At 65.2% G+C, this 22,794-nt stretch carries 25 protein-coding genes; 6 read left to right on the top strand and 19 right to left on the bottom strand.

The features are described 5' to 3' along the window. The first annotated feature begins 49 nt into the window (after positions 1–49). Positions 50–496: a ferric iron uptake transcriptional regulator gene (gene fur / locus Q8R61_RS04360; RefSeq protein ID WP_305534594.1), complete on the top strand. Its 447-nt coding sequence runs from the start codon at positions 50–52 to the stop codon at positions 494–496. Here the strand turns inward: fur and Q8R61_RS04355 are convergent. From Q8R61_RS04355 to Q8R61_RS04335, 5 genes are all read right to left on the bottom strand, one after another. After that, positions 487–1,344, bottom strand: coding sequence for a cobalamin-binding protein (locus Q8R61_RS04355; protein ID WP_305534592.1), 858 nt, complete (start codon positions 1,342–1,344; stop codon positions 487–489). The two genes, fur and Q8R61_RS04355, sit on opposite strands and share 10 nt — an antisense overlap. Further along, complete coding sequence (locus tag Q8R61_RS04350; RefSeq protein WP_305534590.1) at positions 1,341–1,943, bottom strand: histidine phosphatase family protein; 603 nt, start codon at positions 1,941–1,943, stop codon at positions 1,341–1,343. Before Q8R61_RS04350 ends, Q8R61_RS04355 begins: the two co-directional genes overlap by 4 nt. 95 nt (positions 1,944–2,038) lie before the next feature. Then, on the bottom strand, positions 2,039–3,157 hold the full coding sequence (gene proB, locus Q8R61_RS04345; RefSeq protein WP_305534588.1) for a glutamate 5-kinase: 1,119 nt from the start codon (positions 3,155–3,157) through the stop codon (positions 2,039–2,041). Beyond that, complete coding sequence (locus Q8R61_RS04340; RefSeq protein WP_305534586.1) at positions 3,157–3,669, bottom strand: CNP1-like family protein; 513 nt, start codon at positions 3,667–3,669, stop codon at positions 3,157–3,159. Before Q8R61_RS04340 ends, proB begins: the two co-directional genes overlap by 1 nt. Positions 3,670–3,750: 81 nt before the next feature. After that, the gene (locus Q8R61_RS04335) at positions 3,751–4,365 is read right to left on the bottom strand and encodes a trimeric intracellular cation channel family protein (protein ID WP_305534584.1); all 615 of its coding nucleotides are present in this window, start codon (positions 4,363–4,365) and stop codon (positions 3,751–3,753) included. A 171-nt stretch (positions 4,366–4,536) separates the two neighbouring features. On the opposite strand from Q8R61_RS04335, the gene Q8R61_RS04330 reads away from it, so the two are divergent. After that, positions 4,537–5,445, top strand: coding sequence for a cation diffusion facilitator family transporter (locus Q8R61_RS04330; protein ID WP_305534582.1), 909 nt, complete (start codon positions 4,537–4,539; stop codon positions 5,443–5,445). Positions 5,446–5,454: 9 nt separating this feature from the next. On the opposite strand, the gene Q8R61_RS04325 is transcribed toward Q8R61_RS04330, so the two are convergent. Together Q8R61_RS04325 and Q8R61_RS04320 are read right to left on the bottom strand one after the other, a co-directional pair. Then, complete coding sequence (locus Q8R61_RS04325) at positions 5,455–6,312, bottom strand: pirin family protein (protein ID WP_305534580.1); 858 nt, start codon at positions 6,310–6,312, stop codon at positions 5,455–5,457. A gap of 37 nt (positions 6,313–6,349) precedes the next feature. Then, complete coding sequence (locus tag Q8R61_RS04320) at positions 6,350–7,000, bottom strand: FMN-dependent NADH-azoreductase (protein ID WP_305534578.1); 651 nt, start codon at positions 6,998–7,000, stop codon at positions 6,350–6,352. Between the two features lie 111 nt (positions 7,001–7,111). Between Q8R61_RS04320 and Q8R61_RS04315 the strand changes: the two genes are divergently transcribed. Beyond that, complete coding sequence (locus tag Q8R61_RS04315) at positions 7,112–8,017, top strand: LysR family transcriptional regulator (protein ID WP_305534576.1); 906 nt, start codon at positions 7,112–7,114, stop codon at positions 8,015–8,017. Between the two features lie 32 nt (positions 8,018–8,049). On the opposite strand, the gene Q8R61_RS04310 is transcribed toward Q8R61_RS04315, so the two are convergent. From Q8R61_RS04310 to Q8R61_RS04275, 8 genes are all read right to left on the bottom strand, one after another. Beyond that, complete coding sequence (locus tag Q8R61_RS04310) at positions 8,050–8,634, bottom strand: NAD(P)H-dependent oxidoreductase (RefSeq protein WP_305534574.1); 585 nt, start codon at positions 8,632–8,634, stop codon at positions 8,050–8,052. A 49-nt stretch (positions 8,635–8,683) separates the two neighbouring features. Next, positions 8,684–9,043, bottom strand: coding sequence for a DUF2784 domain-containing protein (locus Q8R61_RS04305; RefSeq protein ID WP_305534572.1), 360 nt, complete (start codon positions 9,041–9,043; stop codon positions 8,684–8,686). 26 nt (positions 9,044–9,069) lie between these two features. Continuing rightward, complete coding sequence (locus Q8R61_RS04300; protein WP_305534570.1) at positions 9,070–11,811, bottom strand: bifunctional diguanylate cyclase/phosphodiesterase; 2,742 nt, start codon at positions 11,809–11,811, stop codon at positions 9,070–9,072. A gap of 4 nt (positions 11,812–11,815) precedes the next feature. Next, the gene (locus tag Q8R61_RS04295; RefSeq protein WP_305534568.1) at positions 11,816–12,856 is read right to left on the bottom strand and encodes an ABC transporter substrate-binding protein; all 1,041 of its coding nucleotides are present in this window, start codon (positions 12,854–12,856) and stop codon (positions 11,816–11,818) included. A gap of 85 nt (positions 12,857–12,941) precedes the next feature. Continuing rightward, a complete protein-coding gene (locus tag Q8R61_RS04290) occupies positions 12,942–14,153 on the bottom strand; it encodes a cyclopropane-fatty-acyl-phospholipid synthase family protein (RefSeq protein WP_305534566.1) in 1,212 nt (403 codons plus the stop codon). Between the two features lie 63 nt (positions 14,154–14,216). Beyond that, on the bottom strand, positions 14,217–14,801 hold the full coding sequence (locus tag Q8R61_RS04285) for a DUF3501 family protein (protein WP_305534564.1): 585 nt from the start codon (positions 14,799–14,801) through the stop codon (positions 14,217–14,219). Between the two features lie 24 nt (positions 14,802–14,825). Beyond that, positions 14,826–16,157 (bottom strand): heterodisulfide reductase-related iron-sulfur binding cluster, encoded by a 1,332-nt coding sequence (locus Q8R61_RS04280; protein ID WP_305534562.1) that lies wholly within the window; start codon positions 16,155–16,157, stop codon positions 14,826–14,828. Between the two features lie 83 nt (positions 16,158–16,240). Beyond that, on the bottom strand, positions 16,241–16,660 hold the full coding sequence (locus tag Q8R61_RS04275; protein WP_305534560.1) for a rubrerythrin family protein: 420 nt from the start codon (positions 16,658–16,660) through the stop codon (positions 16,241–16,243). A gap of 326 nt (positions 16,661–16,986) precedes the next feature. On the opposite strand from Q8R61_RS04275, the gene msrB reads away from it, so the two are divergent. The 3 genes from msrB to Q8R61_RS04260 are packed head-to-tail and all read left to right on the top strand — an operon-like array spanning position 16,987 to position 19,074. Continuing rightward, positions 16,987–17,385: a peptide-methionine (R)-S-oxide reductase MsrB gene (gene msrB / locus Q8R61_RS04270; RefSeq protein ID WP_305534558.1), complete on the top strand. Its 399-nt coding sequence runs from the start codon at positions 16,987–16,989 to the stop codon at positions 17,383–17,385. 3 nt (positions 17,386–17,388) lie between these two features. After that, a complete protein-coding gene (locus tag Q8R61_RS04265) occupies positions 17,389–18,093 on the top strand; it encodes a ferredoxin--NADP reductase (protein WP_305534556.1) in 705 nt (234 codons plus the stop codon). Positions 18,094–18,132: 39 nt separating this feature from the next. Then, complete coding sequence (locus tag Q8R61_RS04260; protein WP_305534554.1) at positions 18,133–19,074, top strand: MBL fold metallo-hydrolase; 942 nt, start codon at positions 18,133–18,135, stop codon at positions 19,072–19,074. A 38-nt stretch (positions 19,075–19,112) separates the two neighbouring features. Here the strand turns inward: Q8R61_RS04260 and Q8R61_RS04255 are convergent, their stop codons facing one another. From Q8R61_RS04255 to bamC, 4 genes are read right to left on the bottom strand one after another with little or no spacing between them, the layout of a single operon-like run. After that, complete coding sequence (locus Q8R61_RS04255) at positions 19,113–19,457, bottom strand: DUF3301 domain-containing protein (protein WP_305534552.1); 345 nt, start codon at positions 19,455–19,457, stop codon at positions 19,113–19,115. Beyond that, entirely contained in the window at positions 19,454–20,902 is a 1,449-nt protein-coding gene (locus Q8R61_RS04250; protein WP_305534550.1) for a DEAD/DEAH box helicase, read from the bottom strand. The genes Q8R61_RS04255 and Q8R61_RS04250 overlap by 4 nt, the downstream gene beginning before the upstream one ends. After that, on the bottom strand, positions 20,899–21,657 hold the full coding sequence (locus tag Q8R61_RS04245; RefSeq protein ID WP_305534549.1) for an MBL fold metallo-hydrolase: 759 nt from the start codon (positions 21,655–21,657) through the stop codon (positions 20,899–20,901). The genes Q8R61_RS04250 and Q8R61_RS04245 overlap by 4 nt, the downstream gene beginning before the upstream one ends. A 16-nt stretch (positions 21,658–21,673) precedes the next feature. After that, positions 21,674–22,774 carry an outer membrane protein assembly factor BamC gene (gene bamC / locus Q8R61_RS04240; RefSeq protein ID WP_305534547.1) on the bottom strand — a complete coding sequence of 367 codons (1,101 nt, stop codon included), beginning with the start codon at positions 22,772–22,774 and terminating at the stop codon, positions 21,674–21,676. Positions 22,775–22,794 lie beyond the last annotated feature (20 nt).

Below are 22,794 nucleotides of genomic sequence, written 5' to 3'. Positions count from 1 at the left end.
GGGAAAAAACGTATCATAACGTATTCGCGTTTCCATTCTGGAGCCTCATTTGAGCAATCCATCCGACCTCAAGAGCATCGGCCTGAAAGCCACTCTGCCGCGCCTGAAGATCCTGGATCTGTTCGAGCAGAGTGAGAAGCGCCACATGACGGCTGAAGAGGTGTATCGCCTGCTGTCCGACGAGGGCCAGGACATCGGGCTGGCCACGGTCTACCGCGTGCTCACCCAGTTCGAGCAGGCGGGACTGCTGATGCGCCACCACTTCGACAGCGACAAGGCGGTGTTCGAACTCAACCAGGGCGACCACCACGACCATCTGGTCTGCATCCAGTGCGGCAAGGTCGAGGAATTCTTTGACGCCGAAATCGAAAAACGCCAGAACCGCATCGCCAAGGAACGCGGCTTTGCCATTCACGACCATTCGCTGCAGATCTACGCCGACTGCATCAAGGAAAACTGCCCCAACCGCAAAGCCGCCGATCCGCGTCACCGATAGGCATCCACCGCCGCGCACAGTTCCATCACGCCTTCGACCAGGCGCGGTGTCAACCGGTGCAGCCGGTCCGCATCCACCTGCACGAAAGCCTTGTTTTTCACCGCCGGCAGGTGGCTGAACGGCAGCCAGGCATGGCGCAGATCACGCGCGTCGCTGCTGCCCACGATCAATTCCGGTGCGCGCCCGAGCACGGCCTCGCGCGATACCGTCGGCGCCAGCGCCTGCAGATCGGCGAACACATTGTGCGCGCCGCAGCGCGTCAAGGCATCGCTGATCCAGTGCGTGCCGCCCACCGTCATCAGCGGCCGATCCCACACCTGATAGAACACGCGCAGCGGCGGCTGCCCCGCCCGCCCCCGCACCCTGGCCAGCCGCGCGGAATACGCCGCGGCGGCCGATTCGCCGGCCGCCGCATGTCCGCTAGCCTGGCCCAGCAGGCGCAGCAGGCGCGCCACGTCGTCGAGCCGGGTGGCGTGCGTATGCAACACCGGAAAGCCCAGCTGCTGCAGGGCATGGATGTCCACCGGGCGGTTGCCGCCGACCCAGACGACGATCAGGTCCGGCTGCAGCGCAAGAATGCGTTCAAAATGAATCCGGCTGTAGTCGCCCACGCGCGGCAGCGTGCGCGCCGCCGCGGGATAATCGCTGGCGCTGTCGACTCCCGCGATCTGCGCACCGGCGCCGACGGCGAATAGCAGTTCGGTGAGATGCGGCGTCAGCGAAATGATGCGTTGCGGCGGCTGCGGCAGTTCGAGCGTACGCCCGGCGTCGTCGACCAGCCGGATGGCGGTGGCCTGCACTGGCGCCGCCAGCAGCAGACACAGCCCGAGTACGAACCGACGGATCACCGCTCGACGCGCGCGCTGCCGTGAAAGATCAGGCTGGCGAGGCCGCCGTCGAAGCGCAGGCGCGTGAGCGTTGCGGTCGCCACCTCGATGCGGTAGGCGTGCTCCAGCGGGATATGCAACGCCCACGCCAGCGCCATGCGCATTACCCCGGCGTGCCCCACCAGCAGTACGTGCTGGCCGGCATGCTGCGCGAGCAGGTCGTCGAGCGCCATCGCCACCCGCGCATGGAAATCGGCCAGCGGCTCGGCGCCAGCCGGACGCGCATGGATCGGGTCGGTCTTGAAACGCGCCAGTGTGCCGGGCGCCTCCTGCTCGATCTCGGCGGCCGACTTGCCTTCCCAGGCACCGAAGCCGACCTCCTTCAGGCGGTCATCGAACTGCAGCGGCAGCGCATGCCGCGTCGCCAGCGTCTCGGCAAAGGCGCGGCAGCGCGCGAGCGGCGACGACACGATGCGCGTCCACGGCGCTGCGTCGCCCACCGCAGCGCGCATCTGCGCCCAGCCCTTGTCCGACAGCGGATCGTCGATCTGGCCGCGGTATTTGCGGCCGCCCACGGGTTCGCCATGGCGCATCAGGTCCAGCGTGGTTCCCGTTCGCAAGGCCGCCGATACATTGTCGACTGCGCCTCGCCGTGCTTCAGCACTGTCTTCGGCGTGTCTTCGCGTCTCGCCGCCCTTGAGAACGGGAACATCTTTCACACCAGCACCAGGTTGTCGCGGTGGATCAGCTCCGGCTCGTCGATATAACCGAGCTCGGCCTCGATCGCGCTGCTCGGCTTGCCGGCGATGCGGCGCGCCTCGCTCGCGCTGTAGTTGATGAGGCCGCGCGCGACTTCACGACCCGCGGCATCGACCACCGCCACCACTTCGCCGCGCTCGAATTCGCCGGTGACGCCCTTGACGCCGACCGGCAGCAGGCTCTTGCCGGCTTCGCGCAGCGCATGTACCGCGCCGTCGTCGAGCACGACGCCGCCGCGCAATTGCAGATGGTCGGCCAGCCACTGCCGGCGCGCGGCGAGCGGCGCCTGGCGCGCCACCAGCTGGCTGCCGATGGTCTCGCCGGCGGCCAGCCGCAGCAGCACGTTTTCCTCGTGTCCGCTGCAGATCACGGTATGGGCGCCGCTCCTCGCCGCGCGCTTGGCCGCCTGAATCTTGGTCAGCATGCCGCCGGTGCCAACGCTGCTGCCTGCCCCGCCCGCCATGCGCTCGAGCTCAGGGTCGCCGGCGTGCGCGTCCATCACCAGCGTCGCCTGCGGATCCCTGCGCGGGTCGGCGGTGTAGAGGCCCGTCTGGTCAGTGAGGATCACCAGGCAGTCGGCTTCGATCAGGTTGGTGACCAGCGCGCCCAGCGTGTCGTTGTCGCCGAGACGGATTTCATCGGTGGCGACGGTGTCGTTTTCGTTGATGATCGGCACCACCCGCAGCGCCAGCAGCGTGCGCAGGGTCGAGCGCGCATTCAGATAGCGGGTGCGGTCGGCGAGGTCTTCGTGGGTCAGCAGCACCTGCGCGGCATGCAGGCCATGGGTGCGGAATATCGATTCGTAAGCCTGCACCAGGCCCATCTGGCCGACGGCGGCGGCGGCCTGCAGTTCGTTCACCGCCTTTGGCCGCGCTTTCCAGCCCAGCCGGGCGATGCCCTCGGCAATCGCGCCGGACGACACCAGCACGACTTCCCTGCCCTGCCCGGCCAGTGCCGCGATCTGCCCGGCCCAGCGCGACAACGCGGCATGATCGAGCCCGCGGCCTTCGGCGGTGACCAGGCTCGAACCGACCTTGACGACGATGCGCCGGGCGTGTTTCACCACGGAATGCATCAGTGGAAGTCCACGCTCTGCCGCGGATTGCGCAGGTAGAACACGGCTTCCCGGGCATCCTTGACCGTAATGCCGTTGAAGCAGAAATGGTCCTCGAACAGCGCCTTACGGTGCGACAGCAGCGAGCGCAGCTTGATGCTCTCCCAGCCCGACTTGCGCGCCCGCGTCCAGCTGCCGTCAGGCTGGCCGTAAGCATAGGTGCGGTGCTCGGAGGTGACGCAGCGCATGCCTTCGAACAGGACGTTGCGGGCGCCGCCGGCGGCATCGATCACCACGGTGTAGCGCACCACTTGGTCTTCGCCGACGCTGATCGAGGCGGCATCGATGTAGTGCCGGTTGCGCGTGGCCGACGAGACATTGAACTCGATCAGGTTTTCCGCTATGGGCGTGGCCGGCAGCTGCGCGGCCAGTTCCACCCAGGGCCTTTCATTGGCATAGTCAAAATCGAACTGGCCCCACTCGGCGTGAACGGCAAGCGGCAGGCACAGCAGCAGTACGGAGAGGATTTTCATGCCCGGCATTTTATGGCTTCGGCCCCGCGATGTCTGCAGGAATATGGGCGCGCGCCATTTCCGTGACCTGTATCCCGTGACCTACTGGCGCTCCGAATAGATCGGCAGCGAGATGCGGAACGCCATCGCCAGCAGGCGCACGCCCAGCACGCATGCCATCCCCGCCCACGCCGCAATCACCGGCGACACGCCGAGTGCCTGCAGGCCCACCAGCCCCAGGGCGCCCGCCCAGGCGGCCGAGGCATACAGCTCGCCCTTCACGAAGACCAGCGGCACTTCGTTGCACAGCACGTCGCGCAGCACGCCGCCGACGACCCCGGTGATCACCCCGAGCAGGCTGGCCACCAGCCAGGAGGCGTTCCATTCGAGGGCGATCTGGGTGCCGACGATGGTGAACAGCGCCAGGCCGAGCGCGTCGGGAATCAGGAACAGCCGCGGCGGCAGACGCAGGCCGCGCACCGCAAAGAAGATGAGCAGCGTGGTCAACAACGCGACAACCAGGTAAACCTGATCGCTGATCCAGAATACCGGGCGCCCCAGCAGCACGTCGCGCACCGTGCCCCCGCCCAGTGCGGTGGCGGCGCCCACCATCACCACGCCGATCAGGTCCATGCGCTTGCGGCCGGCATCGAGCACGCCGGTCAGGGCGTTCACCGCGACGGCCGACATGCCGGCCCAGTACAGCAGGTTTTCCATGGTGGATCGTCCGAAAAAGGCGTGGGTGACGCCAGCTTGATTGATTCCAGGTCTCTCGGCAACCACTCCGCAGACCGCGTGAACACCCCGCCTGAACCGCATGTTGATGCGGTCGAAGAACAGGTGCCGCGATACAATCGACCCGACTTCCTGGGTCCTGCGAACCATCGAATGCTGCCCCCCTCCCTCAAACGCTACGCCTGGCTCTCCATCGCGGCGGCCCTGGCCACCATCCTGCTCAAGGGCTGGGCCTGGTGGCTCACCGGCTCGGTCGGACTGCTGTCCGATGCGCTCGAATCCTTCGTCAATCTGGCAGGTGCCATGATGGCCCTGGCCATGCTGACGCTGGCGGCGATGCCGGCAGATCAAAACCATGCGCACGGCCACGGCAAGGCGGAGTATTTTTCCAGCGCATTCGAGGGCTTCCTGATCCTCGTTGCCGCCGTCGCCATCGCTTACACAGCGATCGAACGCCTGCTCAATCCGCAACCGCTCGAAGCCGTGGGCATCGGGCTGGCGGTGTCGGTGGTCGCCTCGATCATCAACCTGGCCACCTCGCAGATTCTCATGGGGGTGGGCAAGAAGTACAGATCCATCACGCTGGAAGCCGATGCCCATCACCTGCGCACCGATGTCTGGACATCCGCAGGCGTCATTCTCGGCGTCGGCCTGGTGTGGGCGACCGGCTGGCTGTGGCTCGACCCGGTGATCGCGCTGCTGGTGGCGATGAATATCGTGTGGACCGGCTGGCAGCTGCTGCATCGGTCCGCTGCCGGACTGATGGACATCTCCATCCCGACTGAAGACATCGAGGCAATCGAAGCCGTGCTGGATCGCTACCGCAGTCAAGGGCTGGATTTCCATGCATTACGAACGCGCCAGGCCGGCAGCCGCGCCTTCGTTTCCCTGCACGTGCTGGTGCCCGGCGCCTGGAGCATCCAGCAGGGGCACGACTGGTCGGAACGCATCGAGGCCGATATCCGTCAGGCCGTGCCCTACGCCCACCTCACCACGCATCTGGAACCGCTGGAGGACCCGTTGTCGCTGGCGGACCAGGAACTGGACCGCTTCCCGGAATAGACACGGCGATCAGTGGCCGGTCATCGCCGCCCGGGTCCGCACCAGCTGGCCGTCGCGGTAGTCGGCAAAGGCCTGTTCGATTTCCTCGCGGGTGTTCATCACGAAGGGACCGTATTGCACCACCGGTTCGCCCAGGGGGCGGCCCGCCACCAGGATGAAGCGGGCGCCGGCAGCGCCGGCCTCGATGCCGAATGCGTCGCCCTTGCCCAGTACCGCCAGCGTATGCCGCGCCAAGGCGGTCCCGGCCAGCCGAGCATCGCCCTCGAAGACATAGACGAAGGCGTTGCGGCTGTCGTCGAGCGGCAGGCTGAAGGCGGCGCCCGCGTCCAGCGTGACGTCCAGATACAGCACGTCGGTGGCAGGGTCGTCGATAACGCCGCGGTTGCCGTTGTATTCACCGGCCAGTACGCGCACCCGTGCGCCCGCTGCCGTCACCTCGGGAATCGCCGCCGCCGAGAATTCCTGATAGGCCGGATCGGACAGCTTGTCGCGCGCCGGCAGGTTGATCCACAGCTGGAAGCCGCGCATCAGGCCGTCTGTCTGCTGTGGCATTTCGGAATGGATGACGCCGCTGGCCGCTTTCATCCACTGCACACCGCCGGCCTTGAGGTCGCCGCGATTGCCCATGCTGTCGCGGTGCTCCATGTGGCCGTCCAGCATGTAGGTGAAGGTGATGAAGCCGCGGTGCGGATGCTCGGGAAAACCGGCGATGTACTCGTCCGGATTGTCGCTGCCGAAATGGTCGAGCATCAGGAACGGGTCGAGGTTCTTCAGCGCCGGCGTGCCGATGCTGCGGTGGACCGTGACGCCGGCGCCTTCGGTCACTTCGAAGGCGGGGACGCGTTGACTGAGGGGACGCAGGGTCATGATGGACTCCTTATCTGTTGAATGAAGAGCGTGCGGGCTATGCGGCCGCACGGGCCGGCCAGTCGCGTTCGAGCAGCGCATCGATCTGCGCGGCGGCATCCTGGCGAGCGCGGTCGCCGCGCGCCATGCCCCGGTCGGCCGCGATCACTTCGATATCGCGCACGCCGAGAAAGCCGAGCACGAATTTCAGCCACGGCGTGGCGAAGTCGATCGCGCTGTCCACCTCGGTGCCGCCGGTTGCCACCACGATATAGACCTTCTTGCCTTCGAGCAGACCCTGCGGCCCGTTTTCGGTATAGCGGAATGTCAGCCGCGCGCGGGCGATCTGGTCGATCCAGGCCTTGAGGCTGGCCGGCACGCCGAAGTTGTATACCGGCGTCGCAATCACCCAGACGTCGGCCGCCCTCACCTCGGCCACCAGCGCGTCGGACCCTGCCAGCGTGTCTCGGTGCGCAGCAGTGCGCGCATCGGGATCGGTGAGATTGGCGGCCACCCAGTCGGCATCGACAAACGGCAGGCCCTGCGCCAGGTCGCGCCGCTGCAGGTCGAAGCCGGGCGCGTGGGCGGCAAGGCCGTCGAGCAGCCGGTCGGCGAGCTGGCGGGTGACCGAGCCCGCGACGCGGGCGCTGGCGTCGACGCGCAACACGCGCAAAGGGGACGGGGCAGAGATGGACGGACTTGCTTGCATGACATCGCTCCTGAATCGGACGCCAACATGGCGCGGTGATGTCATTATTGGTTTTGCTTTAACAAGAATAAAGATACAGTTATTGAATTATCTATTGCCAAATAAAGAACAATGGACCGACTCACCCAGATGCAGATTTTCGTCAGTGTGGTCGAGGCAGGCAGCATCACCGCCGCGGCCGAACGGCTGAACCTGGCCAAGTCCGCGGTCAGCCGCCGCCTGGCCGAGCTCGAGGCGCAGCTCGGCGTCTCGCTGATCCAGCGCACCACGCGCCGGCTCAATCTCACCGACAGCGGACGCGCCTACTACGAACGCTGCGTCGCCATCCTGGCCGACGTCGAGGACGCGGCCGCTGCGGTGTCGCAGGCGCACGGCGCGCTCAAGGGACGACTCAAGGTGGCGCTACCGCTGGCGTTCGGCCTGCTGCACCTGACGTCGCCGATCCAGGCCTTCATGACCCGGCATCCCGAGGTGCGGCTCGAACTCGATTTCAACGACCGCCAGATCGACCTGATGCAGGAAGGCTTCGACCTCGCCGTCCGCATCGCCACGCTGGAAGATTCCAGCCTCATCGCGCGCCGTCTGGCGCCGATCCGCCATGTCGTTTGCGCCAGCCCCGCCTACCTCGCGCGGCGCGGCACGCCGCGCGACGCGGCCGAACTGGCGCAGCATGACTGCCTGGCCTACAGTAACGTGCGCGACCCCGGCTTGTGGCATTACCGTGCGCCCGACGGCATGTCCGGACAGGTGCGGGTGCCGGTGCGGCTGGCGGCCAGCAGCGGCGACTTCCTCAAGTGCGCGGCCGTGGCCGGCGAAGGCGTGGTGCTGCTGCCCACGTTCTATATTCACGAAGCGGTCCGCACTGGCGAGCTGGTGACGCTACTGGCCGACCATGTCTGGCCCGAACTCGCCGCCTACGCCGTCTATCCCCCCACCCGCCACCTGTCGAGCCGCGCGCGTGCGCTGATCGATTGCCTGGCCGGTCATCTGGAAGGCGAGCCATACTGGGACCGCTGACGCACGCCTCGCAGCGCGCTTTATTCAAGTGGCTATTCAAGCGGCTTGCGAATCCGCGCCGGTGCCGGCTCAGCGCACTGCCCCAGCGCGATCACCAGCGCCGGCACCTCGCCCGGCGCCAGCGATAGGGATTGCGCCAACGCCGCTGCGTCGAACCCGCCGATCGGGCAGCTGCCCAGGCCCATGTGCGTTGCTTGCAACAGCATCTGCGCGGCGGCGAAATGACACTGCCCCTGCGCCCACGCCGCCAGCGGCGTGTCGCGACACAGCGCGCGGTAGGCGGCGTCAATCGGCGCCACCTCGCCGCCGCGCGCTTCCGCTTCAAAGCGTGCCCGCACATAGTCCGAATCGGGGTCGAGTGCGGCGACAAGCGCCACAATCACGATGAAGGCCGCGGCGCTGGTCGCCGCCGGCTGATCGAAGCAGGCACCGGCGATGCGCGCGCGCGGAGCCGCATCGGTCACCGGAATGAAACGCCACGGCTCCAGCCCGAAAGCCGACGGCGCCAGCCGACCCGCCTCGCAAAGCAGCGCCAGTTGCGTGGCCGTCAGCGGCCGGTCCGGGTGGAAAGCGCGGCACGCAAAACGTTGTTGAATCGCATCGAGCAGTTGCGGCATGGTGTGTCCCCTTGATCGTTCAGCCGGCGCCGCGTCTGCCCGCAGCGGATCACCTGCGCCAGGCACGCCAGGCCAGCGTATACGCCAGCGCGTTCACTGCCACTACGCCGAACCCCAACCAGATCTGAAATCCAGGCGTGAGCTGCGCGGGGTACAGCAGTGGCAGCAGGTAGTGCGCGACAAAGTCGCCGCTGTAGGCATCGCCGCCGCCGTGTATCCGCAGGCGGTTTTCGATCGGTGTCAGCGGACAGATACCGCCGCTGAATTCAATATAGGCGCCCCAGACCGCCGCGGGCAGGTGCAGCCAGACCAGCCGCGGCCAGCGACCAAGCAGGAAGCCGCCCGTCACGACAAAGACGACGAACGCCAGATGAACCACCACGAGCAGATCTGCCAGGACGTTTGCCATCCGGACCTCCGAATGCGTGGGATTTGCTAGCGCTGACCGCGCAGCGGCAGCACGTTTTCCGGCTGCGCGGCCGATAGCCAGGCGATGAACTCGGTACGCGGCATCGGCTTACCAAAGTAATAACCCTGCAGCACATCGACACCCAGGGTGCGCAGCAGGTCGGCCGTTGCCGCATCCTCGACGCCTTCGGCCACCGATTTCAGGCCGAGGGTCCGCGCGATCTGGATGATCGATTGCACCATCGGCAATCCTTTGGGTTCGTGCAAGCGACGAATGAAGGAAATATCGATCTTCAGCTCATCGACCGGAATGTCGTGCAATTGCGAGAGCGAGGAATAGCCGGTGCCGAAATCGTCGATCGCCAGCGCAAAGCCGGCGCTGCGCAGCGCTTCCAGACGTTCCGCTGCATGCTCGACATCGCTCAGCGCCACGCTTTCGGTAACCTCGAGCATGATGTCCGACGGCTGCAGGCCGAAGCGCGCCAAATCGTCAAGCATCTGCTCGGCCAGCGATGCGATGAACAGCTGCCGCTTCGACATGTTGATGGCAATGTGCAGGTCGGCGTGGCCGGCGGCCTTCCAGTCGCGCAAGGCGGCGAGGCCTGCTTCCCAGATCTGGTGGCCGAGTTCGCGGATGAGGCCGATGTTTTCCGCCATCGGAATAAAGGTCGTCGGGCTGACCCAGCCCAACTCGTCGTCGTGCCAGCGCGCCAGCACCTCGGCGCCGATACAGCGCCCGCTGTCTGCCGCGATCAGCGGCTGGAACCAGGCTTCGATCCGGCACCCGTTGATGGCGCTGGCGAGCTGACTCTGGATATAGAGTTCCTGCCGGCCCTCGTCCTTGTCGTGCATGTCGCTGTAGTAGCAGACCTGGTTGCGGCCCTGCGCCTTGGCGTAGAACATCGCGCGGTCGGCCTGCGAGAACAGCAGGCTCATGTCGGCGCCGTCATCCGGAAACACGCTGACGCCCATGCTGAAGGTAATGCGGATGTCGTTGCCCGCGATATGCTGCGGCGCCTGCACGATGCTGCCCAGCTTGTGCGTCACCTCGCGCACGGTTGCGGGCGAGCGCATGTCCGGCAGCAGCAGCACGAACTCATCGCCACCCCAGCGCGCCAGCGTGTCGCCGGCACGCAGCGCGCCGCGCAGAGTGTCGGCAAATGCCACCAGCAGCGCATCGCCCGCCTTGTGGCCGAGCGAATCGTTGACGGTCTTGAAGTTGTCGATGTCGATAAAGCACACGGCGGCGCAGTGCCCGCTGCGCTGCGCCAGTTGCAGCGCCACCTTGAAGCGGTCTTCCAGCAGCACGCGGTTGGGCAGGCCGGTCAGCGCGTCGTGCAGCGCCATGTGGCTGATCTGCCGCTCGTGCTGGAAGCTCTGGGTGATGTCGCGGATGACGCCGCGGATCGCCACCAGCGTGCCGCCCGCATCGCGGTAGCCGATGAAGCGCGCCTCGGCCCACTCCTCCCGGTTGGCGTCGACGTTCAGGCGCAGGCGCATGCTGGTCTGGTTTTTCCGTGCGGTACGCAGCAGTTCGCACTGGGCGCGCAGCGCGTCGATATCGTCGCCGTGGACGAATTTCGTCAGCGTCATGCCGACCGAGTCGGCGCGACGGCACAGGCGTGCCCAGCCCGGGCTGGCATGGAGGATGCGACCGTCGAAATCGAGATCGAGCACCGCCTCGTCGAGCATGGCGAGTGTTTCCATATAGATTTTCTGCTCGGCCTCGCGGCGCTCCACTGCCGTGGCAAAAGCCTCGAATGCACCCGCCAGTGCGGCGATTTCATCGCTGCGTACCCGCGTTGGCGCCAACCGCTGTGCGACGTCGGCCGCCCTCGCCTGTCCCGCCGCGTAGTCGTCGAGTGCGCTGTCGACCGCCTCGATCCGCCGCACGGTCACCGACAACCAGCGCCACAAGCCCAGCCACAACAGCACGGTCAGCGCGGCGATCGCCGTCGCCGCAAGCCCGAGAATCTGCCAGGCTAGTTGCGTGCCGCCCACCACCCGGTAGGCCTTGATGTGCACCCGTTCCGGCCCGCGCTCCACCGGCCAGGGCAGATCCACGCCGATATACCGCTGCTCGCCTATCCTGACCGTGTCGTGGCGCATCAGGGTTTCGGGCTGGGCTGGCTGCGGATGCGAACGTACCCGTTCGCGACCGTCCATGAACGCCACCAGATGGACTTCCGGGATCAGCAGCCGGCGCAGCGTCTCGGTGTTGAGCGGGCGGAACAGCAGCAACTGGCCCTGCCCTTCGGGACCGAGCCAGATCGGCACCTGGAACACCCGGTAGATTTCGTCGTGCGAGGGCACCAGCAGCCATTCCGCATCGGTGATGTCGCGCACATCGATGGCCTGGGCAATCGGTCCGTAGCGATAACGGACATCCCCACCCGGACCGACGACCAGCATCGTGGGAAACTCGAGGAATGCCCACTGCGCATTGAGATAGGCGCTGAGCCGCGGCGCCGTGCCGGGTGTATTGGTTTCGAGCAGGCGTGAAAATTCCAGACGGCTGACCACCTGGTCGGCACTTGCCTGCCAGGACGCTTCCAGGCGGATCAGTTGATCGCGATAGTAGTCGTGCGTGGCGCTCCGGTTCTGCGCAACTTCCCGTCCCTCGATCACATAAAAGGACGCAAAGCCCGCCACGGCAAGAATGACCGAAGCCACCAGCGCCACCAGCAGCAGATGCGCCAGCGCCTGTCCGCGCAGGCGCGAGAAGCCTGTCTGCAGCCAGCCTTTCAGATCAGTCCGATCGCGGGTCATCCACCTAGCGCAGCCAGCGCGCGTCGATTACGGTTGCGATGTCGCGCCCGGCCGGCATCGACAGGCCCACGGATTTCATGAACAGCCGGGTGGATGCGATTTCGGCGGGATCGAAACGGCCATCCCGGCTGTAGAAATTCGGCAACCTGCCCAGCGCCTGTACGATGTCGGCCCGCTGCGCCGCATCGGCAATCCCCAGGCGCAACGGGATCTGTTCGCGCGGCACCTCGTGTATCCATGTCAGCGCGCGACGCAGCATCTGCACCATCTTGCGCGGCGCTTGCGGGCGCGCCTCCAGCGTAGCCGGCGCCGCCGCCAATACCGCGCGAATATGGGTGCTGCCCGCCAGTTGAACCGGATTGCCGGGGTCGTACAAACTGGCAATCCGAACGCCGAGACCTTCGCGGACCAGCGCACCGGAGTTGGGCTCCTCGCAGAACACCGCGTCGGCAACTTCGCCCGCCAGCGCGCCGTGCACTCCTTCGTAATTCTGGGTGATCGGCACCCAGCGGACTTCCTGCGGGCGGACGCCATGGGCGCTGACCCAGTGCTCGGCCAGCAATTGCAGATAGGTCTTGGTCGAGACGCTGCCCATCGGCACCCCCACGCTATGCCCGCGCAGGTCCTTGAGGCTGCGTATCTTCGTCGCCAGCGCCTTGCGCACGACAATGCCGTAGGGCGGCGCGCCGCTCGACAATGTGGCGATGGCCACGATGTCCCGGTGTCGGGCAATGAAGTTCGGCAGGATCGGCAGGCCCGTACCGGCGAAGTCGGCGTTGCCGGCCAGCATGTCCTCGGCGGCGAGCACGCCCGAGGGCAGGTGGCGGATGGCGAGGCGCACGCCGAGTTCGCGGTCGATGCCGAGCACCGGGATCAGTTCGAGCGGGAAAAACGGCATCAGATGCGGGCCGGGAATATTCAGACGAATGATCTCGTCGCCTGCCGCCTGCAGCGGCCTCAGCGACGCCGCCATGCCAAGCGCGCCCAATCCTGCCAACGCCCGCCTGCGCGACATGCCCATATGCGTCCCCTTTGTCGTTTTCATTCTGGCTCGCGCAGAATGGCATGGCTGCCAGGCAAGCGCAAGCCCGCAGCCCCGGAAAGCCGGGGCTGCGGGCTTGCACTGTCGTTCAGGTATTGGCGTAGATGTAGTCCCGGTTGAAGGGATAGTTTGTCTGGCTGCCGGCGACGCCCTTGCCGGCGAGCACCTGCCATAACTCCATCCAGCCCCGGTCGAACGCATGGGCCGAGCCCGCCATGTAGATGCGCCAGATGCGGTATTTCTGTTCGCCGATCAGCCGCTGCGCCGATTCGGCGTGCTGCTCAAGCCGGGTCACCCAATGCCACAGGGTCTTGCCGTAGTGCGGGCGCAGGTTTTCTGCGTCCAGGCATTCGAGTCCGCTGACTGCGGCGGCGCGCAGCACTTCGGACGCGTGTACCAGCTCGCCGCCGGGGAAGACGTAGTCCTCGATGAATTCCGCAATGCCGCCGCCGAGCCCGCCGGCATCCGGCGTGGCCGTGGTGATGCCGTGATTGAGCACCAGACCACCCGGCTTCAACAACGCGTGGATCTTGTCGAAATAGGCCGCAAGATTGGCGCGGCCGACATGCTCGAACATGCCGACGCTGGCGATCTTGTCGTAGCCACCGTGTTCGGGCACGTCGCGGTAGTCCATCCTGCGAACCTCGACCCGGCCGGCGAGTCCGCGCGTCGCGATCTGCTCGCTTACATACGCATGCTGATCATCCGACAACGTGATGCCAACCGCACGCACGCCATAGCGCTCGGCCGCGTGCAGGATCAGCCCGCCCCAGCCGCAGCCGATGTCGAGAAACTGCTCGTCAGGCTTGAGGTCGAGCTTGCGACAGATATGGTCGAGCTTGGCTTCCTGCGCGGCGTCGAGGCTCATGTCCGGGGTCTTGAAATAGGCGCAGGAATAGACGCGACGCTTGTCCAGCCACAGACCATAGAAATCATTGGATACGTCATAGTGGTACTGGATGTTCTTGCGGTCCTTGCTGCGCGTATGCCGCCACCACTTCCAGCCTTCCGAGCCGCTCTTCGGCGCGCAACTGCCTGCGTTACACAAACGGTCGCCGAGCGCGAGGATGTCACGCACGTTGCCGATCAGGTCGAGGTGGCCCTCGACATAGGCACGCGCCAGCGCGCCCAGGCTGGGGTCGGCCATCGCCTTGAGACTGGCCGCTTGATGCAGCCGCACCCGCACCGCGGCATCGTCAATGGCGCCGACCTGCTCGCCATTCCAGAATTCGACCACGAACGGCAGGCCGGAAGCCTCCACCCGCCGCCGCACCTGATGAACCAGCAGTTGATCCAGCATCGCACTCTCCTTTTCAGGCTGGCGATGCGTTGTCCTTGTCGTTATGACCGCCTTGAAATCACTTTAGGTCAAATCCACGACAAGTGCAGCACGGGTATTGTCCGCCAGCGTCATCGGCGCCACCGGATAGGCGGCCAGATCGATGCCCATGCGAATCGGGCTGCCACCCTTGACGGCTGTGATCGAGGTGGCGTCGAGTTCGAAGCGCAGGAAATGCACCGCCGATGTTTTCTCCTCGTTTTCGCGCTCCATGTCCTCGTCGGCGATGGCGAACACCTTCGGCTGGTCGGCCACCTGCACCCACACGCGGTCCTCGATGCCCTTCAGTTTTTCCAGCGCGAGCTTGCGCGCATCCGGATCGGAGTACTGGATCATCATCGTGGCCTTCCAGTTGCTGCCATCCGGCACCAGCGGATTGTAGGCATCGAGTTCGTCCTGGATGCCGGCGTCTTCGAACGTGCGCTCGGCGCGCAGCATTTCCTGGATCTGGTAACGCATGGTTTTCTCGTCCTCGAAAATCAGCGTGACGTGGTCGCCCAGCTCGACCATGCGGTTCTTCTTGTGCGCCATGATTTCGGCGCGCATTTCGGGGCGCACCTTGGCGTAGCTTTCCAGGCTCATCAGGCTGTCACGGGTAATGTGCGGCATGTTCATATCTCCTAGCGAAAGGTTTTACTCAAGACCATAGGCGATGCGCAGCAGCGTGATCGGATGCTGCTTCTGCGCGGTGGCGGTTTCGCCCATGCCCTGCAGGATGTGACGCGCGGCAATCGCGCAGTCGGAACTGACATAGTCGGGTTGCGGCTCGGCCATCTGGCGGAACACCGGCTTGCCGATCTTCATCGACTTGTCATAGAACTCGCTCTTCACGCCCCAGGTGCCGTCGTGGCCCGAGCAGCGCTCGACCATGGTCACCGTGGCGCCGGCCAGCTGCAGCGCGTCGCGCGTCTTGTTGCCGATGTTCTGCACCCGCTGGTGGCACGGCACGTGGTAGGCCACCTTGCCGAGTGGGCTGTTGAAATCGGTCTTCAGGAGGCCGTCGACATTGCGAGCCATCAGGTATTCAAACGGATCCCACATCGCCTCCTTCACCGCCTGCACGTCGGCGTCATCGGGGAACATCAGCGGCAGCTCCTGCTTGTACATCAGCGTGCACGACGGTACCGCAGTGAGAATCGCGTAGCCTTCGCGCGCCAGCTTGGCCAGGTGCGGGATGTTGGTTTCCTTGAGCTTTGCCACCGCGTCGAGGTCGCCCAGCTCCAGCTTGGGCATGCCGCAGCAGGCTTCCTTCTCCACCAGCACGGCGGGGATTTCGTTGTGCGCCAGGAGCTTCAACAGGTCGTGGCCGATGCCGGGCTCGTTGTAGTTGACATAGCAGGTCGCGTAGATCGCCACCTTGCCGGGCGTCTTCTCGCCGGCCTTCACCGCGAAATCGCCGCGCGGCTTCGCGGTGGAACGGAACTTGGCGCTGTCGTATTCGGGCAGCTTGCGGTCGGGGTGGATGTGCAGCACGCTGTCGACGATCTTCCTGATCGGCGCGCTCTTCAGGCTGGCGTTGACCGCCTGCACCACCACCGGAATCGAGGCGAGCTTGCCCATCGCGTCTGTGCTGGACAGAAGCTTGTCGCGGAAGCTCGTCTCGCCCTTCTTGTACTTGATGGCCTTGGCGCGCAGCATCGTATGCGGGAAATCGAGGTTCCACGGATGCGGCGGCACGTAGGGACATTTGGTCATGTAGCAGAGATCGCACAGATAGCACTCGTCGACCACCTTCCAGTAGTCGGCCTTGGCCACGCCGTCGACTTCCAGGGTCGAGGACTCGTCGATCAGGTCGAACAGGGTCGGAAACGCGGTGCACAGCGACACGCAGCGGCGGCAGCCGTGGCAGATGTCATAGATGCGCTCAAGCTCATGATTGAGCTTGTCTTCGTTGTAGAAATCCGGGTTTTTCCAGTCGAGCGGGTGGCGGGTCGGGGCTTCGAGGCTGCCTTCACGTGTGCTCATGCGAACTCCAGTTATCTATGTTCTTTAAAAATCAGCGCCAAAAAAAGCGGGCCGCAACCGACCCGCTTTTTGGCTGGGCAAACTTACGCGCCCAGGGTGTCCAGGGTTTTCTGGAACTTGTTCGCGTGCGAACGCTCGGCCTTGGCCAGCGTTTCGAACCAGTCGGCGATTTCGTCGAAGCCTTCCGAACGCGCATCCTTGGCCATGCCCGGGTACATGTCGGTGTACTCGTGGGTTTCGCCCGCGATCGCGGTCTTCAGGTTGTCGGCGGTGGGGCCGAAGGTCATGCCGGTGGCGGGGTCGCCGCACTTCTCCAGATACTCCAGGTGGCCGTGCGCATGGCCGGTTTCGCCTTCGGCGGTGGAGCGGAACACAGCGGCAACGTCGTTATAGCCTTCCACGTCAGCTTTTGCTGCGAAGTAGAGGTAGCGGCGGTTGGCCTGCGATTCGCCGGCAAAGGCGGCTTTCAGATGGTCTTCGGTTTTTGAGCCTTTGAGTTGCATAACCTGATCTCCTTGATTCGTTGGACATGCTTTTCAGCACTGATGAACCCCGCCCGTCACAGCGTCTTCAGCCTGGGCTTTATAGCACTTTGACGCGCGAGGGTATCCGGTTTTTAGACTTAGTCTAATACCTGAACGAAGAATAAACCCGCTGCGATGACGCTGTCAACCTCGCGCCGATTTTTGCCGGAGAAAAGAATGATCGCCCGGGCCGCGCGCTGGAAACGCACGGTCCGCATCCCGAAGGCGTGACCTTGGCTGCGGCATGGGATTGCATCCAGGAGCGGCCGCTTGAAGGTAAACTCGTCGGCTACAGGAGAGCTGCCATGAGTGCTGACAAAACCCGGACCGACGCCGAATGGCGCGCCGAACTGAGGCCCGATCAATACCGCATCCTGCGCGAGCATGGCACCGAGCGCGCCTTTACCGGGCAATACTGGGACCACCACGAAGCCGGCGAATACCGCTGCGCTGCCTGCGGCGAAGCGCTGTTTTCGTCCACCGCCAAGTTCGATTCGGGCACCGGCTGGCCAAGCTTTTACCAGGCGCTGAATGCCGATGCCGTTGCGGAAAAGCACGACAGCAGCCACGGCATGGTGCGCGTCGAGGCATTGTGCCGCCGCTGCGGTTCGCACCTGGGCCACGTCTTTCCCGACGGCCCCGCCCCCACCGGCCAGCGCTACTGCATCAACTCGGCCTCGCTCAGCTTCCAGAAAAAGGACTGAGCCTTGCATATCTTCGACGCGAACGTCACGGCCATCACCGCCGCCACGCCCAGCATTCGCGCCCTGCGTCTCGCCATTCCCGACCCCGCCTTCCGCTTTTTGCCGGGGCAATGGGTGGACCTCAGCATCGAGATCGATGGCGCGACACAGACGGCCGGCTACTCGATCACCACCTCGCCGATCCATCCCGGCGAAATCGAACTCGCAATCAAGGCCAGCGCGCGTCATCCGGTGGCGCGCTGGGCCCATGAGCATGCCGCGGTCGGCGACCGCGTGCGCGTGAGCCAGGGCCAGGGGCCGTTCGTCTATCTGCCGGAAATGAGCGACAACGTGGTGCTGATCGGCGGCGGCGTCGGTATCACCCCGCTGCTGTCCATCTTCCGCCACGTGCGCGACGCCGGCCTGCCGACGCAGGCGCATCTGGTCTACAGCGTATCGGACAGCCGCGAAATCCTGTTCCGCGACGAACTCGATGCCGCCGTCCGCAACCACGAAAACCTGCACGTCAGCATCACGGTCACCCAGCCCGATCCGTGCTGGCACGGCCTCACCGGCCGCATCGACCCGGTCAAGCTGCACGCGCTCGACGTGCCGGACGATACGCTGTACTACCTGTGCGGCCCCAAGGGCATGGTCGAGGACATGAGCACGCTGCTGCATGACCTCGGCGTGCCGATGAACCGCATCATTTTCGAGAAGTGGTGGTAGGGTGTTTCTGCCGCCACATCGACCCTGTAAGGAAACGCCATGCACCTGATACCGCTCTTCGCCGCCCTCGCCTTTTCCACCCTCGCCAGCGCCGGCCCCAATGACGTCGTGCGCCCTCACCCGCCGCAAAAAATCCACGCCGATACCTACGTGATCCACGGCCCGCAGGGCGTCCCGTCGGTGGAGAACCAGAGCTTCATGAACAATCCGGCCTGGATCGTCACCGCCGACGGCGTGGTGCTGATCGACCCGGGTTCGAGCGTGCAGGCCGGCCGCATGGTGGTGGCGCAGCTGAAGAAAACCACCCAGAAACCGGTCACCCACGTCTTCATCACCCATGTGCACGGCGACCACTGGCTTGGCAATCAGGCAGTGCTCGAAGCGTGGCCGAACGCCACCCTGATCGCTCACCCCGACATGATCAAACAGGCAAAGGAAGGCGCCGACAAATTCTGGCTCGACCTGATGTCGAACCTGACGAAGGGCTACACCGATGGCACCCGCGCAGTGATCCCGACGGTCGAAGCGGCCGACGGCCAGCAATTCAAGATCGGCGGCAAGACCTTCCGCATCCATTCCTCAGACGACGCGCACAGCAAGACCGACCTGATGATCGAGATCGTCGAGGACAGCACCCTCTTCACCGGCGACAACGTGCTCAACCGCCAATCGATGAACCTGCGCGACGGCACCTTCAAGGGCGTGATCAAGGCCACCCAGCGCGCGTACGACCTCAATGCCAAGCTCTACGTGCCCGGCCATGGAAAGACCAGCAGCAACCGCACTTTCATCGCCGACCAGAAGGCGTATTTCGACATTTTGTTGAAAGAAGTGCGCCGCATGTACGACGAAGGCAAAAGCGACTTCGAGATGAAGCCGGTGCTCGCCGAAAAGCTCAAGGCCTACAAAAACTGGGAAGAATTCGACGCCAATCTCGGCCTGCAGATCAGTCTGGCGATTCTGGAAATCGAACAGGAATAAACCTCACCCGCAGCGCACGCTGCGGGTTCAATCCGGATTCAGTCGTGCAGCCGCGTCACCGTGGCGGCTAGACCGGCATGCCACGATCCATCCAGGCTCACCCACTCGGCGCGCTCGCCCAGCATGCGGACCACGCCGGGACGGCGATTGTCGCCGTTGTCGGAAAATTCGAAGCGGTAATCGCGCTGAAACCTGAGCTGACCGCTGCCGTCGCGCGCCAGCCGGATCCGCCGCAGAGAGACGCTGTCATCGAGGAGCTGCACGGCGGCGTCGGTGCAGGCGCGGCGGCTGACTGCCACCGCCTGTTCGCGCGCCTGCATGCCGGCATACCAGTACCAGGCGCCGGCACCAAAGAGGCCCAGCAGCAGGACTTCCCAGCTCACTGCCCGGCGGCGTCCGGCTTGACCGGGCTGCGGAACAGCGCCGCCACGGGTTTCTTCTGCGTCGGGCGCGGCCGTGCGGGTGCGCTGGCGTTTGTCGTCGCTTCGCCCGGCACATAGGGTGCATCGAACAGCGCGTCGCGCGACGCCGCAGCCGGGCGCGGACGCGGCGCCGCGCGTTCAGGACGTTCGGCCTGACGCTCCGGCTGGCGCTCGGTATGCCGCTCCGGCGCGCGCTCCGCATGACGCTCCGATGGGCGCTCATGGCGCGGTGGGCGCGATTGATACGCCGGCACGTCGGCCGCGCCTGGCTCGAAACCGGGCACGATGGTCGGCTCGATGGCGTTGCCGATGAGCCGCTCGATGTCCTTGAGGTAGCGCGTCTCCGATTCGCTCACCAGCGAGATCGCCTCGCCGAAAGCGCCGGCGCGGCCGGTGCGGCCGATGCGGTGCACGTAGTCCTCGGCGTTGTGCGGCAGGTCGTAGTTGACGACGAAGGGCAAGGCCTCGATGTCGAGGCCGCGCGCGGCAACGTCGGTGGCGACCAGCACGCGGATGCTGCCGGCCTTGAAGGCGTCGAGCGCCTTGATGCGTTCCTGCTGCGTCTTGTCGCCGTGGATCGCATCGGCGTGAATGCCGACCTTGTTGAGTTCGTTGGCAAGCCGGTTGCAACCCAGTTTGGTTCCGGTGAACACCAGCACCTGGCTCAGTTCGCGGCTCTTGATCAGGTGCGCCAGCAGCTGTCGCTTGCGCTCGTGATGCACCGGGTGCACCACCTGGGTCACCGTCACCGCGGTCTCGTTGCGCGCGACTTCGATGAAGGTCGGGGTGTTGAGGATGCTGTCGGCCAGCTTGCGGATTTCTTCCGGGAAGGTGGCCGAGAACATCATGTTCACCCGCTGCGTCGGCAGCAGCGCGACGATGCGCTTGAGGTCGGGCATGAAGCCCATGTCGAGCATGCGATCGGCCTCGTCGAGCACCAGCGTGTTGACCTGATTCAGCATCAGCGTCTTGTTCTGCACGTGGTCGAGCAGGCGGCCGGGCGTCGCCACCAGGATCTCGATACCGGTTTTCAGGATCGGGATCTGGGTGTTGATGTTGACCCCGCCGTACACCACCAGCGAACGCACGGGCACATGCCGGGTGTAGGACTTGATGCTCTCCTCGACCTGGATCGCAAGCTCGCGGGTCGGGGTGAGGATCAGCGCGCGAATCGGATGTTTGGCCGGCGAGGTGCCGGTGTTGGCAAACGGCAGCAGGCGCTGGATCAGCGGCAGCGCGAACGCCGCCGTCTTGCCGGTGCCGGTCTGCGCCGCGCCGAGAATGTCGCCGCCCTGCAGCGCCAGCGGAATCACCTGTTCCTGGATCGGCGTCGGGGTCGCGTAGCCCATGTCGTCGAGGGCACGCAGGATGTCGGGGGCAAGCCCGAGTTCAGCAAAAGTCGTCAAAGCCTTATCCAATCAAATCCCGTCGTCTGACAGGCCACTCGCACGTCGTCGTCCGCACAGCCCAGCACCTGCGCCAGCGCGCGCTGCGCCAGCGCGGACGTGTTGTTCTTTCTGGAGACGTGTGCGGCCATCACGTATTGTAATTTTTCGTGCTTCAACGTATCCAGCAAGGCTGCCGACTGGCCATTTTCCAGATGGCCGAAGCGGCCGCCGACGCGCCGCTTGAGGCTCGTGGGATACGGTCCGTTTTCCAGCATCGTCGCATCGTGATTGCATTCCAGCACCAGCGCATCGACGCCGGCCAGCATGGCCTCGATGTGCGGCGTGCTGCAGCCGGTGTCGGTCAGCACGCCCAGCCGGCGGTTGCCGTCGCCGAAGACATACTGCACCGGTTCGCGCGCATCGTGCGGCACTGGATAGGGCTGGATTTCCATCCCGTCCACCGCGAAGGCGGCATGGCTGTCGATCACCTGCACCGCCACGCCATCGAGGTCCTGCGCCATGGCCAGCGTGCCCGCGGTAAGCCACACCGGCAACTTGTGCCTGCGCGCCAGCCGCCCCACCCCACCGATATGATCGCTGTGCTCGTGGGTCACCACGATGCCGGCCAGGTCGGCGGGCTGCAGCCTGAGGCGGCTCAGCCGCGCCACGCTGTCGGCGAGGCCAAAGCCGCAGTCCATCAATACCCGGGTGGCGCCGGCCTCGACCACCAGGCCGTTGCCCTCGCTGCCGCTGCCCAGGCACGCAAACCGCATCAGGCGGATTCCCGCATCACTTCAGCTCTTTGTGCAGCAGGTTGATGATGCGGGTCCGCGTGCTGGGATCGACCGGCTTGCCGTCGGCACCGCTGACGCTGACACGGCTTTTCTCGCCGGCGTCGTTGACCACGATCTGCAATTGCGGCGAGGCCTGCTCCTTCTTGCTGCGCCAGAACGCGAACTTGGCCAGGATGCCTTCGTCACGCTTGCTGTCGTTGTCGATCTCGGGATCGATATAGCGCACGAAATAGACACCCTTGGAACGGTCGCGATCTTCCACCGCAAAGCCGACACGGTCGAGCGCGAGGCCAACACGGCGCCAGGCGCGGTCGAAGTTCTCGTCCATTTCCAGTATCGTCGCGCCGCCTTCGCTGAGCACGCGCGCCATTTCCGGCGTCTGCTGCCGGGCCATCAGCGTCTGCGCGCGGTTTTCCTCGACGCCAAAGCGCAGCATCAGGCGGCGCAGCATTTCCGCCTCGAGTTCGGGATCGGCCGGGCGCGGCTGCCACACGGTACGGTCCTTGTTCGCGGAATCGTAGACTTCCATCATGCCGCGGTGGCTGACGTAGATTTCGGTGCCGGTGCCGCTGCTTTCGATACGGGTGCGGAACTTGTCGCGCTCGGCGGTCGAGTACATACCGTCGATCACTCTGCCGATGGTGCGGCGGATGATGTCCTGCGGGATCTTGGCGCGGTTCTCGGCCCAGTCGGTTTCGATCACGCCGGTTTCGGGCGACTCGAGGTTGACGATGAAGCCGGTCTCCTGCCAGAAGTCCTTGATCACCGGCCACACCTGCTGCGGCGTCGCCTGCACCACCAGCCAGCGCTGGCTGCCGGCGCGTTCGATGCGCGCCGTGTCCTGCGCCGGCAGCAGCGTCTGCGTCCCGGCAGGCGCAACCTTGCGCTCCTGGCTGTAGGTCGACAGCGTGGCGGAGCCGCTGCCCTGCGTGTCGGGCACGGCATAGCGGTTGTCACCGGTCGGCGCGGTGAGGTCGGGTGGCACTTCCAGTGTCGGCAGCTTGCCGGCCGATTTGTAGTCGATTTTTTTGGACTCGATGATGCCGCAGCCCGAAGCCGTCAGCGCGATCATCAAAAACAGGGGCAATAAACGCATAAGGTGTCCTAAAACGTAAG

Source organism: Thiobacillus sp., from assembly GCF_030696885.1.
Classification (GTDB): Bacteria; Pseudomonadota; Gammaproteobacteria; order Burkholderiales; family Thiobacillaceae; genus Thiobacillus.
Note: the sequence above shows the minus strand (reverse complement) of the source record. Positions and strands in the feature narration are given on the sequence as shown.